The organism is Corynebacterium sp. HMSC073B01 (assembly GCF_001838255.1).
Classification (GTDB): Bacteria; Actinomycetota; Actinomycetes; order Mycobacteriales; family Mycobacteriaceae; genus Corynebacterium; species Corynebacterium jeikeium_D.
In genome coordinates, this window is sequence record NZ_KV836140.1 from 1 (window position 1) to 15,861 (window position 15,861).

Genomic DNA, 15,861 nt, shown 5'->3' on the forward strand with positions numbered 1-15,861 from the left:
GTGGCATGCGGACACACTTTTCTTTACTTAACCCACCAGTTTCATTGAGTCCTACCGCTCCCCTGGGTTAAGCAGGAAAAATGTTGTCCGGCAGGCGTCTCGGCTGGCAGGTTTCCCAATTCGGCGAGCTCTGCTGAGCAGCTCGCTCGTCTAAAGGCTATGGATGGTCAACCCAGAACCGCTCCACAAATCTCGGTTTGCCTGGACGCCAAGCCCATCAATTGATACTCCAGCTGAATAGAAATGACCGCCCCAGGGATAAGTGCCTGGGGCGGTCATTTCTATCGAAACTGTGAACCGAGCTCGATATTAAGCTGCGTCGCGAGCGCCAAGCTCCCGGTCGATACGCAGCAGGCCAGCACCGTTGTCGCCAACAATCTCCAGGCGACCGATGATGCCACGCACGGTGTCCTCTTCCTCAATCTGCTCAACCACGAAGCTGTCCAGCAGCGGGCGGGAGTCGAGATCACCCTCGCTATCAGCAAGCTTGCGGAGGTTACGGATAGATGCCGAAACCTTCTCTTCATGCTCGAGAGCAATGCGGAATGCATCGATTGCGGAAGTGACCTTCACCTCCGGTGCGTCGACAGCACCAATCTGCGGGTGGTTGTCGCGAGCATCGAGGTGTGCGATGAACTGGTTCGCGTGATCAACTTCCTCATCCGCCTGTGCACGCATCCACTCTGCCATGCCGGAGAAATCCAGCAGGTCCAGTTCGATTGCCAGCTGGCGGTAGACGTGGGAAGCGGTGAGCTCCATAGTGATCTGGTCGTTGAATGCCTTCTCAAGAGTATCTGTTAGTCGCATGCCCCTACTATAAGTCCAATCCTTATAAATGACAACGATTATAATACTTCCCTTATAAGCCAGGCCTTGCCTATTCTGCAATCGTCGGCTTAACCTCGGCGGTATGGCTACACTCACCTCCGTAAGCCCATCGACCGACGAAATTCTGCAGTTTCTTTCTCGACCTGCGCAAACGACACATGATACAGCGGCGGTGTCTCACAACACCTCCACCGTCACGGCCATCGCCGTCACCAGCTTGGACGGACGCGGCGCCGTCGAAGGCACCTCTGGCCAGCTTGGCAACGACACCGATGCCACGGTTTTCAACACGCTTCGCGCGCTTGCCGACGTCGTTTTCGTTGGTACAGGCACCATTGCGTCCGAGGGGTACGGGCCAGTTGAGATACCGGAGTACCTAGAGGCCGTTCGACAGAAGCTAGGTCGCTCCGAGCACGTGGCGATGTCCACACTTTCGCGCTCGTTGGATTTAGATATAAAATCTGACTTTTTCGCGAATGCAGAAGTCAATCCTCCGATAATCTTCACCCCGACTAAAGATGCTTTTAATGATGAAGAGGCAAGAGCCGCTCACAAGAACAAAGCTAAAAAGATGGAGTCGGCCGGGGCTCGCGTCGTTAAGTTCCCTAACCCCTCGGTAAAAGCGGCGTTAACGTGGCTGGCTGAACATGGGTATCGGGACATTGTCGTAGAGGGTGGATCGACGATGTATCGAGAAGCATTCAAAAAGGGGTGCGTCGACGAACTGTTCCTGACATTGTCGCCGATGTGGGTGGGTAACGGCCCCCTGACTTTCGGCGAGAACGACCCTGATGAGGACTCGAACTCGACGAACCCGCAGGCTTTTGAAGTGCGGGATATCCTACGTTCCGACTCACACATCTTCCTACGCTATTCCCGCAGCTTCACCCAGTAGGGTGGAGTATTGTGAGTAAACCAAAAATCGACGTGAGCGCAAGCGCAACGGCATTAACGCAAACGTCCAAGGACACGCCAGAGACAAATTCGGTGGCTCCACGCCCTCTGTCTCGGCACGTGTCGCGAGGACTCAGCGCTTTCTTGTGGCCTATCGCAGCTGTGGTGATTTTTCACCGCACCTGGGTTTTGCCGAAAGACGTTTCTGGCACAGATGACTTTACGACCGTCTGGTCGGCAATTAATCGATTCGTATCGCAGGTACCCGTTTATTCGGAAGACTACGTAACAGCCGATCCGCACTATCTGTATTCCCCAGGCGCTACCCTACTTTTAGCCCCGATTGATTTGTTCGGCTCGCTTGAATCGGGCCGAATCTGGTTTGCGGTGTTTCAGTCAGCTGCAATCATTGCGGCAATTGTATTGCTGCTGAGGTGGCTTGGTATTGCGCGCTCTGGCCCCATCATTCCAGCGTCGATAGCACTGCTCTACCTCACGGAACCCGTTACCAACACCCTTGATTTTACGAACGTCAACGGTTCACTCTTCCTTGCATTAGTGCTGTTTTTTATTGCTCTGACCGAGCGGCGCAATATCCTGGCCGGCCTGATCATCGGTATCGCAATCACCATTAAACCTGTTTTCTTGCCAATGCTGTTCCTACCGTTCATGCGCAGGCAGTTCTCTACGGTACTGACCAGTATCGGAGTGGTAATTGCAGCCAATGTCATTGCGTGGCCGCTCATGGTCCAACCACGTGACTACCTAGATATCACCGTCCCCTACCTGGGAGTTGTCCGTGACTTTGCAAATGCTTCACTGACTGGACAGCTTGTTTGGCTAGGTGCCCATCCGACCCTGATTTTGCTGTGGCAGATCTTTTTCGGCATTTTCGTCTTGGTATCCGTCGTGCTCCTTCTTCGCTGGCTCGAAAGGGATGAGAAATTCTGGATTGCTACGACTTCCGGAGTTCTCTTCACCGGCGCGTTCTTCCTTTCCAGCCTGGGCCAGCAGTACTACTCGATGACGCTCTTGCCAATGGTTCTCACCGTGCTTCGCCCATTGGTTTTGGCTCGCGACAATGAAGGAAATATTGGTTCGACAGTCATGTTGAATTGGGGCGCAGGACTCGGAGTCGTACTCTGTTTCTTCTACGCCAATTGGTGGATTGATGAAGATGACCTCTTTTTCCCGTGGTTCACGGTTGCAATCGGCGGTATTGGATGGGCCGTTCTTATTCTCTCCATCACGGCAGCACTCATTCGAATGACGATTGTGGATGCCGTCAATGGGCGTAGCTTTGCATCCGGCTTCAGCTGGCTGAGCGACTGGAAGATAGCAGGCAGGAAGTCTAATCAGGAATCTGATCTCAAGTCTGAGGAGGCTATTCAGAATGGTTGATTCGCATAGCGAAGACTGGAATCTGAGCGAAGAAGAATGGCGCGAACGCCTCAGTGCCGCGGAGTACCAGGTTTTGCGTCAGGCAGGTACTGAACGCGCCTTCACCGGTGAGTACACCGATACCAAGACTCAAGGTGTCTACCGCTGCCGGGCCTGTGGTTACGAGCTGTTTCGGTCGAACGAGAAGTTCGACTCTCACTGCGGTTGGCCATCCTTCTTCTCTCCACTAGCTGGAGACCGGATTATTGAGCGCCGAGACACCAGCCTCGGTATGGTCCGTACCGAAGTGCTGTGCAGTCGTTGCAAGTCTCACCTCGGCCACGTCTTTGAGGGTGAGGGATACAATACTCCGACCGACCTGCGTTATTGCATCAATTCAATTTCACTCACGCTGGAACCGGACAAGACGGCTGAATAACTAGATAGAGAAGCAGCGCCGCTGGTCAAAATCCCGTCAGTTAGCGGGGCTTGACCAGCGGCGCTGCTGATTCTCTCGTTGATTGCGTGAGCTACGGCAGAACGTTGATGATCTCTGCGATGTCATCGACGCGACGGCCCGTGTGGAACGGAATCTCTTCGCGGACGTGCAGACGAGCCTCGGTGTAACGCATCTTCCACATCAAGTCCACAATGCGGTCGAGTTCCGGCCCCTCGAATGCAAGGATCCACTCGTAGTCACCGAGTGCGAACGCCGGGACAGTATTGGCGCGCACATCCGGGTAGTCACGACCGGCCATACCGTGTTCAGCAAGGATACGTCGACGCTCGGTCGGCTCCAGCAGGTACCAGTCGTAGGAACGGACGAACGGGTAAACTGCAATCCATCGTCCCGGCTCTTCACCCATGATGAACGACGGCAGGTGCGACTTGTTGAACTCAGCTGGACGGTGCAGCGCAGCGTTCGACCAGTGCGGAGTGGATGCCTGGCCCAGCGGAGTCTCGCGCAGGAAGGCGTTGTAGAACGCCTGCAGGTCTTCTAGCTTCTCTGCGTGGATCCAGAACATGAAGTCAGCTTCAGCACGCATGGCCGAAACGTCGTAGAAACCACGGATGATCAGATCGGTGTCTTCGTAACGAGCCAGGAATTCCTTGGTCTTAGCCACTGCCTCTTCGCGGTTATCACCGAGTGCACCTGGGGTCACCTTGAAGGCAGACCACATGGTGTAGCGGATGGTGTCGTTGAGCTTCTTGAAATCGAGCTTGGTCATTAGTTGTCTCCTAGTTCGGTTGAAAGGTTTGTTTAAAAACGATGGGTCAGCGCCAGTTGCGTACTCAGCACCAATCTCGCAGCTTTATCCCAGCTCCGCAGCGATCTTGCTGGCCGCAGCCTTGGCGTTGGAAATACATTCCGGAATGCCCGGGCCACTGAGCCACGCCCCTGTTGCTGCAAGCTTAGGCACCTCGGCCAAATCCTGGCGAGCAAAATCCATCAGGCCTCCATGCCCCATATCGAAGCGTGGAATCCCCGCCCACCAACGCTGGACGAAAACCGCTGTCGGTTCGGCATCAAAGCCAGTCGCCTTAGCCAAATCTGCTTTTGCCCTGGCGATGAGGTCCTCGTCGCTACGATGCACGTGCGAGTCATCATCAAAACGGCCGAAGCTTGCCCTCACAACGGCACCGTAGCGCTCACCAATATGTGGCCACTTCCGGGACGACACTGTAAAAGCTTTCGCGGACAGGTCAGCACCAATCTCGCACAACACGCCGTTGATCTCCGGCAGTCCTTCCGACGAGTCGAAACACATACCGACCACCGCCGAGTTCGACGTGTCTACCCCACCAATGAGCTCGGCCGCCTCTGGCGCAAGATTGCTCAACAGCTCCGATGTGGTTGCAGAAGGTGCCGTCACGACAACACCGTCGACGTCGATAGTGCTAATGCTCGTGCCGCTTTCCGACGGCAGTTCCACTGTCACCTCAAAGCCGTTGTCATGCTGGCGCAGACCAGTAGCCTTCGTCGACAAGAGGAGTTCGGCTCCCGATTCGTCGACAAGCGTGTTGTAGAGAACCTCGAAGCCATCGCGGAACGTTTGGAAGACCACCGGTCGCTTCGTCTTCGTCGAATCTGTCGCAGCCTCACTACTCAGACGCGCCTGCTGCGCCTCCTTACGTGCTTCCAGAACGCGCTGGACAGCGCCGGTGAGGCTGACATGGTCACCGACACTAGCCATTTCATCAAGCGCTGCCGCCAGCTGTGGGATGGTCGCACGCAGACCCAGATCGTATGCGGTGGTTGAGTAGACGCCCCCGAGCAGCGGGGAGACGATGCGGTCAACGACTTCCTCACCGAGCCGCGCCGCGACCAGCTGGCCGACATTCATGTCGTCACCCAGTACCCAGTGCAAGGCTGGAGTGAGCTCGGGGTTCGACTCGGCATCAATCTTGGCGAGGGTGGCCTCGCTGAGGAGGTAGCCCAACCCTTCTGAACTTCCTGGAATACCGGTGACCGTGTTACGCGGAAGGTCCTTGAGTTCACCGCCAATGTAGAGCTTGGAAGGCAGCCCCGAAGGGGCGACTAGCTGATCTGCCAACCCGAGTTCCTTGAAAAAATCGGTGGCATCGTGACGGAACGCCAGGTACGCCTCAGCGCCCGCCTCAAGAGGGCCGTTAGCTCCTGGTCGAGTCTTCAGCTTGCCGCCGACCTGTGCACTGGACTCGATGACAATTATTCTTGCGGCGGGTCCGAGCTTTTTACGCAACTCATACGCTGCGCTCAGGCCGGAGATACCGCCACCTATGACGGCAATGGTAGAAGGTTGTGCAACCACGGTATTTCGTACGCTTTCTCTATGCCCGCGCCTCGAGCGGGCACGGTCGATAAGACTTGTAGGAAATTAGCTAGTGCGTGTTTTACACGCCTGTTGCGTCGGCTTTTACGTTGCGTGAATGATCTCAACGGCGCGCGTAATCGCGTCGGCATCGGTATTCGGTAGCACCCCGTGACCCAAGTTGAAGATATGTCCACGGGCGTCACCACGCTTAATTGCACGGTCCGCCTCAGAGCAGATGCGCTGAATCTCTTGGGTCATTGCATCTTCACCGGCAAAGAGAATCGCCGGGTCAAGGTTGCCCTGCAATGCAAGGCTGTTTTCCGCCGGGTCTGCGCCTCGGTGAACGTCGGAAAGCGTGGCACGAATGCGGTTGGCAGCAACGTCCAGTGGCACGCGCCAGTCGACGCCCATGACTTCTGGGCCGGCTTCAGCCATCGCACCGAGAAGCTCGCCGGTGCCCACACCGAAGTGGATGCGCGGAATGCCGGCGTCGGCGACAGCCTGGAAGATTTCCTTCGAGTACGGCAACACAAAGCGGCGGTAATCACGCTCGGTGAGATAGCCAGCCCAGGAGTCGAAGAGCTGAATAGCGTCCACACCAGCGCCAATCTGCGCGCGCAGGAAAGCAATCACCATCGGAGTGATTTTCTGCATCAGGTGATCCCACAATTCAGGGTCCGAGTGCATCAGCGCCTTAGTGCGCTCGTGATTGCGGGATGGACCGCCTTCAATCAGGTACGACGCCAAGGTGAACGGTGCACCGGCGAAACCAATGAGTGCCTGGGTATCATTCAGCTCTTGCAGAATGAGGCCGATACCCTCGGCCACCGGAGCGAGTTGCTCTTCCGTGACTTCCGGTAGAGCCTTGATGTCTGCTTCCGAGCGCACCGGAGTATCCATTACTGGACCGCGGCCAGGAACAATATCCAGGTTGACACCCGCAGCCTTCAGCGGCACGACGATATCGGAAAAAAGAATCGCAGCATCAACGTCGTGCCTACGTACCGGCTGCATAGTAATCTCAGCGAGCAGTTCCGGGCGGAAGCAAGAGTCCAACATACCGATGTCCTTGCGCACCTCACGGTACTCAGGCAGTGAACGACCAGCTTGCCGCATAAACCACACCGGGCGGCGCGACGGAGTTCGACCGTAAGCTGCATCAAGAATCGGGGCATCAGTCAAAGTGCGACGATTGTTCATACGGACAATCATGCCCCACTTACCTTAGAAATTGATGTGTGGGGTACTAAAAACAGGGAAATCGCTCGCCCTACGGTGCGTTTTCAACGAACCGCTTGGTCGCTTCCCTCTCTTTTCGGCGCGCCTCCCACTAACGCAAGCGTCATATGGCTAAGTTCAGGCGCGTGAATGGAACCGATTCAATGCCACAGAACTTCCGCGCCGCGGTCCAGTCAATGCACTCTGCTGAACTGCGACCTGAGATTGCTCTGGGCACCGTTCGGCCACCGCAGAAGCTGGCACCGTTTAGCCACGCTGTCTCGCTTGAGGTCACGCAGCCCGAAGCTGATATCGTCCCCGAGTCCTCGGACGACGATGCCTTTGGTCGTTTAATTTTGCTCCATGACCCCCGCAGTGAGGAAACCTGGGACGGTGACATGCGCTTGGTTGCATACATCCAGGCGGATATGGACGCCTCCCTCGCGGAAGATCCGCTGCTTCCCCAGGTTGCCTGGCAATGGCTCACCGAGGCTCTGGCTGAGAACAACGCCGAACTGTCGAACTTGGGTGGCACGGTGACTACTACGAACTCTGTCCGCTATGGCGAGATCGGCGGCAAGCCACAGGCCTTTCAATTAGAAATGCGCGCATCGTGGACTGCTCGTGGCACCGACCTGCGCACCCACGTTGAATCCTTCGCTCAGGTACTAGCGAACGTCGCTGGTCTGCCACCCGTCGGCGTTTCCCTGCTGGGCTGATACCGGCGACTGCTGATACCGACGACCGAAGAGGCGTGCGATGAGCTCCGACGTGGAAACTAGTCCCGACGTAGAAGTAAGACTTGCCCCAGCCGAGGGAACTCCACGCGTGCTTTCTGCCATCGACGACATTATTGACGCCGGTGAGCAGCTGGCCAAAGGACACGGTTGGCTCGCAGTCGATACTGAACGAGCTTCGGCATATCGCTACGACGACCGCGCCTTCTTGCTTCAATTTCGCCGCCGTGGAGCGGGCACCTTTCTCATCGATCCCGAAGATGGTCGCAAGGCGATGGCCGTTTTCGGTTCCTCAGTCAACGACCTGACCTGGATTATTCACGCCGCTCATTCTGACCTTCCCTGCCTCGCAGCTCTGGGTCTCTACCCCACCAAAGTCATTGACACTGAGCTGGCCGGCCGCCTTCTCGGCCTGGAGCGAGTCAACTTAGCAGCTCTGACAGAGCGACTCCTCGGAGTTGGACTTGCCAAGGGGCACGGTCGAGAGGATTGGTCTACTCGTCCACTGCCAGCAGATTGGCTGGACTACGCAGCCTTGGATGTCGAGCTGCTCATCGAACTCGCCGAGGTTCTTTGTCAGGCGCTGACTGAGCTCGACCGTTTGGAATGGCTGGAACAGGAATGCGAACGCGAACTCGCTCTAAACCGTAAATACCTCGATGGTCTGCACGTCGGACACTCGTGGCAGGGGCTCAAAGGGATTGGGAAGCTGCGCACTCCCGAACAACTTCACGTCGCCCGTGCACTGTGGACTGAGCGTGACGAAATCGCGCAGCGCCGTGATGTCTCCCCAACACACGTCATGGGTCACAGCGTTCTACGTACAATCGCAGAACAACTCCCCGGTACGCAGCGTGAACTGACTGCAATCCGTGGATTTCCACGTCGCCGTCGCGGTGCTGCGGACGCTTGGTTGAAGGTCGTTAATGAAGCCCGTCAGGAACCCAGGTCGTCATGGCCGAAGCCCCAGAAGCAGGCTCCCAACCAGATGCCCCACTTTCGGCGTTGGGCTGAACATGCCCCACAAGCCGCCGAGATTTTCGAAACCACGCGAGACTGCATCGACAACGTCTGTGCCCAAATACATCTGCGCAAAGATACACTCATCACTTCCGCGCAGACACGTGAACTGGTGTGGTGGATTCACAGCCGCGCAGTCGGCTCATTCGTTTTCCGCCACCACGACAACTACGCTGGCGGCCTGCCAGCCGTTACCGAAATCTCCGCTCACCTCAGCGAACAGGGTTTCCGCCCATGGCAGGCACATTTGCTTGCCGACGTGATCGGCGCCAACGTTCTTGCGCCCATGCGGCAGCCACTCTAACTACAGCTGCTCCAGCACCGCGATGGTTTCAAAGTGATGCGTTAGACCAAATGCGTCCACGACCTCGAGGTGTTTGAACGCGTAGCCGTAGTCAGCCCAGTACCGGGCATCGCGGGCAAAAGTCGCCGGATCGCAACCGAAATGTACGACCGTGCGTGGCTTGGCTTCTGCAATAGCGGCAATGGCATCCTTACCAGCACCGGAGCGCGGAGGGTCGAGAACGACGATATCCGGGTTTGGTGTTTCCGCATTAGCAACTTCGCGGCGCACTACCTTGGTGACATCCCCGGTTACGTACCGGACTGGTGCCGCAGGCGACGCATTTCCACTGTGGTCAGCTGCAGTGAAAGCCTTGCGCCCCGCCGTCGCGGCCGCGGCAAAACCCTCGACAGAGAGAATTGAACCCTCTGCGTCAACTAGCTTGCGCAGTGCCGCCGACAGAACGCCTGCGCCACCGTAAAGATCCCAACCGCAGGAGAAAGACTGACCAACCAACAGGTCGATGATGCGCGATCCATAGAACTCAGGGGCATGGCAATGGGCTTGCCAAAAACCGGTCGTCGGCACATCGAAAGTAATTCCGTGAACGGTGTGCTGTGTAGTTGGCTCGCCTTCAATCAACGTTTGCTTGCGGTTCCTGCCGCTGCCGGAAACGTACACAGCACTTCGGTTACCCTCCGTGTCCATGGCCACATGGAGTTCTCCTGGCTTCGGCTTCTTGCTCCCTCGACCGCGAGCAGGCTTAGCAACAGGGATGGTTCCGGCCGTCGAAAAGCCAGCGATGAGATTGGGAACTGTTTGGACGCACTCGGAGCCGATGACGAGCTCGTGGGAACGGGAACGACGTAATCCCGCTCGTCCCTGGGAATCCACACCCAGCCGCACGCGCGTGCGCCAACGGGAGGTCGGAGCCAGTGGAAGAACATCGATAGCTGGCAGCTCGTCGGCGGTGAAACGTCCAAGACGACGCAGGCAATCGGTCAAGACATCAGCCTTGAGACGCGCCGCGTGCTCAGGATCAATAAAACCCCAGTCGCAACAGCCCGCGCCCTGCTGAGCTGCTTCGCAACGCTGCGAAATTCGATGCTCTGAGGGATCCAAAACCTCAACGACATTGCCGCGCCACAGCTTGGCATCAGGATTGGTAATTTCGACAAGAACGCGTTCGCCGGGGATACCGCCGGTGACGAAACCGATACGTCCGTCATAGCTGGCAATGAATTCTCCGCCGGCAGCGGGACGGTCAATAGTCACTTCGATGTTCACGCAGTGTGATACTACCCGCTGACAAGAGAAAAGCCGCCGTCGGGTGACGGCGGCGGGCAGTGCACAGTGGCGCCTGCAGATCCTCTTCTACCTGGTCAAGCAGTTAGCTTCTCTCTGCTGGCAGGTTAACCAAACTAATTGGTGGAACCATCCGGGTTGATACCAGTAGCGCCTGGCACCTGCCCAGGTTCACCTTCAGCTTGGGCAGCCTGGGTCTGCTGCTGGTATGCCTGACGAATCTGCTCGGCCATCTGGGACGGCAGCGTAACCGGAAGCGGCTGACCTGCTGGCATCGGGTTTTCACCGCGAGAGACGAAGCTACGGGCAAGGAGACCGCGGGCGAGATCTGCGAGTTCCTCCGCCCGATCAGCCGGACCGGAAGCCGTCATGCGAAGCATCCAACGCGGGCCGTCGGCGCCGATGATTCGCATTTCCATATCGGAGGTGCGACCTACGACCTCAGAACCCCACGGCCCCTGCTCGACGTGGACATCGAGGCCATCGGACTCAAGACCGTCCTTGATTTCCTGAGCGGACTCCTCCCAGAGGCCGCCCGACGTCGGAGCAGCGAATGCTACAGGAGTTACGCGGCCATGCTCAGTGGCGACGTGCAGCATGGTTGGACCTGTCGGCCCCATCTCCACCTGAATATCACCAACGTGAGGAATAGGCAGCAGCATCGAACCGAGGTTCAGGCTGGCCTTCGCGAAGTCCGAAAAATCAAACTGCGTCGGGCTAGCGCTGTTGATATCGAAGGGGCCGTTTGCTGGTGCGTTCTCCGCGGCGGTTTCCGACGCGTCGTCATGCACGGTTGCGGTAGCCTCCTCAGAAGCTGGCGCCGCAGAGTCGGTGGTAACGGCCTCTTCCTCAGCAGCTGGTTCTTCTGGCTGGTTCTTCTTTCCAAATGGCCACATGGTGGTTTATTGACACCTCGCTAAAAAGAAATCTTTGTAAACGCTTTATTGAGCTCTTCACGCATTGAACCACACTTGGTAGGGTCCCCGCGCTGTCAGAGGCGTTTTAAAGCGTCGTGGACACTCCGGTTGACCCGTGACCGCCCGCGCCGCGTTCAGTTTCATCGAGCTCATCGACTTCCACCAGCGGGCTGAGCTCGACCTTCTGCACAACCAACTGGGCAATTCGATCGCCCTTGGCGATCTCCACCGCATTAGTCGGGTCCAAGTTGATCAGGCAGACTTTAAGCTCACCACGGTAACCGGCATCAATCGTGCCGGGAGCGTTGACGATGGACAGCCCCTTTTTGAATGCCAATCCGGAGCGAGGATGAACCAATCCCACTGTGCCCGCCGGCAAAGCAATGGCAATACCGGTTCCCACGAGCGCCCGCTGCCCTGGTGCTAGGATGACATCCTCCACTGAGCTCAAATCCACACCGGCATCATCGGCATGCGCACGCTGGGGAATCACAGCGTCTTTAGCGAGCTTTTTCACTTGCACCGGGGCATAAGTCATCTCTTTGTATATCCTTCGCTGTCGCGTCTTTTAAGAACCGCACTTCGGCCTTGTCAGTACCGAGCATAGCCGTGCCCTAGAATGGATAACCGTGAGTGGAAAAGATAACCTGCAGCCTCGTCGCGACGACAGCTCAGCATCCGTCTCTGAAGGTGCGGCAATAGCAATGAGCTCGAGCGGAGATTCATCGATTGTCTATTCCGAAAAGCTCTGGGTTCCCTGGTGGTTCTGGGTACTCGGCGCTGCTGCCGTTTTTGTATGCACGGCCCAGATTGGCTTTAACCGTTCACCGTTTTGGCTTGTCATCGGCGGCATTATTTGTCTGGCCGTGGGCGTGTGGGTGCTGTTGACTATGTCGAAGACCACGGTGTCCGTGGAAGTGGACAGCACTGGTGAACGCTGGCTTCACGCTGGCACGGCAGTTTTGCCAGCATCGGTTGTTGCCAAATCCCTGGTGGTCCCGAAGTCCGCGCAGCGCAATGCGTTGGGCCGTCAGCTCGATCCAGCAGCGTTCCTGGTTACACACACGTGGATTCCCACGATGGTGCTGCTAGTCCTCGACGATCCGGACGACCCCACCCCCTATTGGCTGGTCTCCACCCGCCACCCCGAGGCACTGCTTGACAGTCTCTTCGACCGCTAGGTCAAATCTCTCACCGCCGCTACACGCTTGCCGACGGCCCCAGCGCCGCCAGAACCGTGGTAGTGGCGGTTTTCCTTTTTCCTAGGAAGCTATCCCGGCTGTGCGGGGATTAGGCACAGTCCTGACAGATGGGGAATCCATCGCCGTTATCGATTGCGATCATTGAGCGGTGCATCACCATGAAGCAGGAGCCACAGGTGAATTCATCCTCCCCCTTCGGGGCAACATCCATATCGAATTCTTCACCCGCGATGTCGGCAACCGGCAACTCGAACGGCTCAACAATTTCGCCGTCGTCAGTGTCGTCGATTTCCTTCTCAGCAGATGCAGCCTGAAGGCCCTCGAGGGAATCGGTCTCCAGCTCTTCGGTTTCACGAGTACGCGGGGCATCGTAGTTTACAGCCATGTCCCAAACCTTCTTTCTGGACCTTTGCTAGACATTGTGAACTGACTTTTTCTCGGAGAATACAACGCGTTGAGACGATTGACACCCTGTACTCTCCAGCGCCTTTCTCAGCGGATATTAAGGCAATTCACGCAATCTGTCATCTCTGCAGGTCAGAATAGGTTTCTATGCCCATAAGCCGAGGAGAGGATAACATGATGGCTATGAGTTCAGGCCCCGCGAGCACTTCGAGCACATCACATCGACGAAAAATTGTTCCCTACGTGGTGGTTTCCGTCGTTGCTGTAGTGATTGCCGCTACGTTGTGGGTATTGGCATTCCGCAGCCAACCGGCAAGTTATCCGGTGTCCTGTTCCCTCCCCGCGGCTGGGGCCCCTGTTTCCTCCACCACGCTAATCGGAGAGCACGTCGTTCCACCGTCGGATGTTCATGTGCGCGTTTATAATGCCAACGGCAAAGTCGGCCAGGCTACAACCGTCGCCGAGCAATTGCGGCAGCTCGATTTTGTCCTCGATGAGCAGGTTCCCTACGGCAACGACCCTATTGTGGAAAACCAAGACCTCGGTTGCTTCGGCCAGCTGCGTTATGGCGAGGACTTCAATGGCCACGCCGCGGCGCTTCACGCTCTTTTCCCCTGCTTTGAGCTCATCCACGATGGTCGGCCGGATGCAACCGTCGATGTGTCGTTGGGTAAGGGGTTTAAGGATCTCGAAGTAGCCAGCCAGGTTGAGGAAACGATGTCCGCATTGAACCGTGGCGAACAAGCCGACCTAGAGGGTTTGAGCTCGTTAGGCTCGAGCACCTGCTCCTAGACCGACGCACTAATTCCTAGCCTTCGCGATAGCACCATCCAATGCCTCGAAGAACGCATCGGCAACTTCAGAGTTCGCCGCACCGACACCAAAGTCGAGCGGGTCTCCCTCCGGCCGGCCAGTAACGTTGGCACACTGAGTGAATTCCGGGACCCTAATCCTTGCGCCTGCTTCAGCCGCAATCAGAGCACCAGCTGCATAATCCCAAACCTTGATGTCGTGTTCGTAATACGCATCAACACGGCCGTGCGCCACCATGCACAAATCCAGCGCCGCCGATCCCATGCGCCGAATATCTCGACACTCCCCCAGCAACTGCGACGCTATCCGGCCCTGCACCTGCCGGAGACTAGCGGAATAGCTGAATCCCGTTGCCACAAGTGTCTTTTCCAGCTCGGCCGTTGGGGAACAACTAAGCGTCTGCACAGTGCCGTCCCGTCGAGAAACCTGAGCGCCCTCTCCCTTAGCTGCACTGTAAATCTCTCCCGAGGACGCATTTGCCACTGCACCCGCCACTACCTCATCGCCTACGGCGCAAGCGATACTCACGGCACAATTGGGCAGGCCGTAAAGGAAATTCACCGTGCCATCAATGGGGTCTACAATCCAGGTCACCGCTTCGCCCTCGTTGGCAGCCTGCGCTGGGGAACTCGCGCCGTCGTCAAGCCCGCCTTCTTCGCCCAAAATGCGGTCAGAGCTGCTAAACGTCTTGATAAGCGAACGAATGAGCTCCTCAGATTCACGGTCGACGACGGTGACGGGGTCAACAGCTGAGGACTTCGTTTCGGAACTTGCTAAAACGCCATCGGAGCCGAGTTCGACCCGACGACTGGCGATGTGCGCCGCGGCTGCGCGGGCGATAAGTACCGCGCGGTCACGCAATTCCCCGACGCTGGGCCGCACGGACCCGGGGCTATTCGGTGCAGCAGACCCCCTATTATCCGCGCTGTTAGCGAGTTGTTCGGTGCCATGCGAGTTATTGCTCATGCCCCCATTGTGTCTGTTTCGTACAATTTGAGCTATGGGACAACGAATTGGATTTGGCATCGACGTGGGAGGCTCTGGAATCAAGGGTGGCCGCGTAGACCTTGAAACTGGGCAGCTTATTGGCGACCGCATTAAAATTTTCACGCCACAGCCGGCAACTCCGGAAGCGGTTGCGGAGACCATTGCAGAAATTGTGGACATTGCGAAGTGGGATTCCGATGTCGGCATCACGATTCCGTCCGTCGTACAGAATCAGATTGCCTTGCTGGCCGCCAATATTGACGGTTCTTGGGTTAATACGAACTGCCAAGAGCTCTTCGCTAAATACCTGCCCAACAACAAGGCGCACGTGCTTAACGACGCTGACGCTGCCGGCCTCGCTGAAGTCCAGTTTGGCGATCCGGGCAATAAGACAGGCGCCGTGTTGTTGCTAACTTTTGGTACAGGCATCGGCTCCGCGCTTATTCATGACGGACTGCTCTACCCCAATTCGGAGTTAGGCCACCTCATCATTGATGGCATGGAGGCCGAACACTTTGCATCCGCGAGAGTTAAGGATGTGGAGGGGCTCGGCTTCGAAGAGTGGGCTGAGCGCGTGAGCAAGGTGCTTAAGACCTACGAGGCGCTGTTTTGGCCGTCACGGATCATCGTCGGCGGCGGAATCAGTCGCGAACACGAAAAGTGGATTCCGCTGTTGACATGTAAGACTCCAGTTGTCCCCGCAAGTTTGGATAATAATGCGGGTATTGCTGGCGCCGCCTTTGCAGCTGACCAGGGACTTTACCCTTAACCACTTTCATTTCTTATATGGGGATTGGTAGCTACGTGTCGGGCGTGACACGTGCTTGAAGCCATGCCCCGTGGCGGCGATTTTAAGAATTGGTTTACAATAAGAAGTTGACTCACGGCAAGGTTGAATAATCAACAGGCTCGAGGAGGATTGGGAAAATCGAATTCCAGCGCACTGCTTCGATGAGGATTTTCACCGATTACTTCTTCGCTAGGAGCCAGAAAGCAACACTGATGACCGTGGCACGAAAAGGTCAGCTCTGAATGTTTTCCATTCGGCTAGTTGGCTATAGACGAAGTAAAGGCGCA

At 56.8% G+C, this 15,861-nt stretch carries 17 protein-coding genes; 8 read left to right on the forward strand and 9 right to left on the reverse strand.

What is annotated here, in order from left to right; translation table 11 throughout:
- Positions 1-309 precede the first annotated feature (309 nt).
- The gene (locus tag HMPREF2849_RS01880) at positions 310-807 is read right to left on the reverse strand and encodes a ferritin (protein ID WP_070438323.1); all 498 of its coding nucleotides are present in this window, start codon (positions 805-807) and stop codon (positions 310-312) included.
- 103 nt (positions 808-910) lie between these two features.
- On the opposite strand from HMPREF2849_RS01880, the gene HMPREF2849_RS01885 reads away from it, so the two are divergent.
- The 3 genes from HMPREF2849_RS01885 (at position 911) to msrB (ending at position 3,541) form a co-directional block, all read left to right on the forward strand.
- Positions 911-1,723: a dihydrofolate reductase family protein gene (locus HMPREF2849_RS01885; RefSeq protein WP_049193029.1), complete on the forward strand. Its 813-nt coding sequence runs from the start codon at positions 911-913 to the stop codon at positions 1,721-1,723.
- A gap of 143 nt (positions 1,724-1,866) precedes the next feature.
- Complete coding sequence (locus tag HMPREF2849_RS01890; RefSeq protein WP_222865028.1) at positions 1,867-3,123, forward strand: glycosyltransferase family 87 protein; 1,257 nt, start codon at positions 1,867-1,869, stop codon at positions 3,121-3,123.
- Positions 3,116-3,541: a peptide-methionine (R)-S-oxide reductase MsrB gene (gene msrB, locus HMPREF2849_RS01895; protein WP_048733231.1), complete on the forward strand. Its 426-nt coding sequence runs from the start codon at positions 3,116-3,118 to the stop codon at positions 3,539-3,541. Before HMPREF2849_RS01890 ends, msrB begins: the two co-directional genes overlap by 8 nt.
- 91 nt (positions 3,542-3,632) lie before the next feature.
- Here the strand turns inward: msrB and hemQ are convergent, their stop codons facing one another.
- The 3 genes from hemQ to hemE all read right to left on the reverse strand — a co-directional run bounded on the left by hemQ (position 3,633) and on the right by hemE (position 7,109).
- Positions 3,633-4,331 carry a hydrogen peroxide-dependent heme synthase gene (hemQ, locus tag HMPREF2849_RS01900; RefSeq protein ID WP_070429449.1) on the reverse strand — a complete coding sequence of 233 codons (699 nt, stop codon included), beginning with the start codon at positions 4,329-4,331 and terminating at the stop codon, positions 3,633-3,635.
- A gap of 84 nt (positions 4,332-4,415) precedes the next feature.
- Positions 4,416-5,894: a protoporphyrinogen oxidase gene (gene hemG / locus HMPREF2849_RS01905; protein WP_083327210.1), complete on the reverse strand. Its 1,479-nt coding sequence runs from the start codon at positions 5,892-5,894 to the stop codon at positions 4,416-4,418.
- Between the two features lie 105 nt (positions 5,895-5,999).
- On the reverse strand, positions 6,000-7,109 hold the full coding sequence (hemE, locus tag HMPREF2849_RS01910) for a uroporphyrinogen decarboxylase (RefSeq protein ID WP_049173035.1): 1,110 nt from the start codon (positions 7,107-7,109) through the stop codon (positions 6,000-6,002).
- A gap of 170 nt (positions 7,110-7,279) precedes the next feature.
- Here hemE and HMPREF2849_RS01915 point away from each other — a divergent pair, with 170 nt between their 5' ends.
- Positions 7,280-7,834 carry a DUF3000 domain-containing protein gene (locus tag HMPREF2849_RS01915; RefSeq protein WP_016422661.1) on the forward strand — a complete coding sequence of 185 codons (555 nt, stop codon included), beginning with the start codon at positions 7,280-7,282 and terminating at the stop codon, positions 7,832-7,834.
- A 40-nt stretch (positions 7,835-7,874) separates the two neighbouring features.
- The gene (locus HMPREF2849_RS01920; RefSeq protein WP_049193026.1) at positions 7,875-9,176 is read left to right on the forward strand and encodes an HRDC domain-containing protein; all 1,302 of its coding nucleotides are present in this window, start codon (positions 7,875-7,877) and stop codon (positions 9,174-9,176) included.
- Here the strand turns inward: HMPREF2849_RS01920 and HMPREF2849_RS01925 are convergent, their stop codons facing one another.
- The 3 genes from HMPREF2849_RS01925 to dut all read right to left on the reverse strand — a co-directional run bounded on the left by HMPREF2849_RS01925 (position 9,177) and on the right by dut (position 11,915).
- Positions 9,177-10,442 carry a class I SAM-dependent RNA methyltransferase gene (locus HMPREF2849_RS01925; protein ID WP_070862527.1) on the reverse strand — a complete coding sequence of 422 codons (1,266 nt, stop codon included), beginning with the start codon at positions 10,440-10,442 and terminating at the stop codon, positions 9,177-9,179.
- 134 nt (positions 10,443-10,576) lie between these two features.
- Complete coding sequence (locus HMPREF2849_RS01930; protein ID WP_070862528.1) at positions 10,577-11,356, reverse strand: DUF3710 domain-containing protein; 780 nt, start codon at positions 11,354-11,356, stop codon at positions 10,577-10,579.
- A gap of 106 nt (positions 11,357-11,462) precedes the next feature.
- Entirely contained in the window at positions 11,463-11,915 is a 453-nt protein-coding gene (dut, locus tag HMPREF2849_RS01935; protein ID WP_070862529.1) for a dUTP diphosphatase, read from the reverse strand.
- Between the two features lie 166 nt (positions 11,916-12,081).
- On the opposite strand from dut, the gene HMPREF2849_RS01940 reads away from it, so the two are divergent.
- Complete coding sequence (locus HMPREF2849_RS01940) at positions 12,082-12,558, forward strand: DUF3093 domain-containing protein (RefSeq protein ID WP_070549532.1); 477 nt, start codon at positions 12,082-12,084, stop codon at positions 12,556-12,558.
- A 109-nt stretch (positions 12,559-12,667) separates the two neighbouring features.
- Here HMPREF2849_RS01940 and HMPREF2849_RS01945 read toward each other — a convergent pair whose 3' ends face one another.
- Complete coding sequence (locus HMPREF2849_RS01945) at positions 12,668-12,964, reverse strand: DUF4193 family protein (protein WP_016422655.1); 297 nt, start codon at positions 12,962-12,964, stop codon at positions 12,668-12,670.
- A 203-nt stretch (positions 12,965-13,167) separates the two neighbouring features.
- On the opposite strand from HMPREF2849_RS01945, the gene HMPREF2849_RS10915 reads away from it, so the two are divergent.
- On the forward strand, positions 13,168-13,776 hold the full coding sequence (locus HMPREF2849_RS10915) for a LytR C-terminal domain-containing protein (RefSeq protein WP_160310020.1): 609 nt from the start codon (positions 13,168-13,170) through the stop codon (positions 13,774-13,776).
- 9 nt (positions 13,777-13,785) lie between these two features.
- Here HMPREF2849_RS10915 and HMPREF2849_RS01955 read toward each other — a convergent pair whose 3' ends face one another.
- Complete coding sequence (locus HMPREF2849_RS01955; protein ID WP_016422653.1) at positions 13,786-14,763, reverse strand: inositol monophosphatase family protein; 978 nt, start codon at positions 14,761-14,763, stop codon at positions 13,786-13,788.
- A gap of 34 nt (positions 14,764-14,797) precedes the next feature.
- Between HMPREF2849_RS01955 and ppgK the strand changes: the two genes are divergently transcribed.
- Positions 14,798-15,553 (forward strand): polyphosphate--glucose phosphotransferase, encoded by a 756-nt coding sequence (ppgK, locus tag HMPREF2849_RS01960; protein WP_042388657.1) that lies wholly within the window; start codon positions 14,798-14,800, stop codon positions 15,551-15,553.
- Positions 15,554-15,861: the final 308 nt, after the last annotated feature.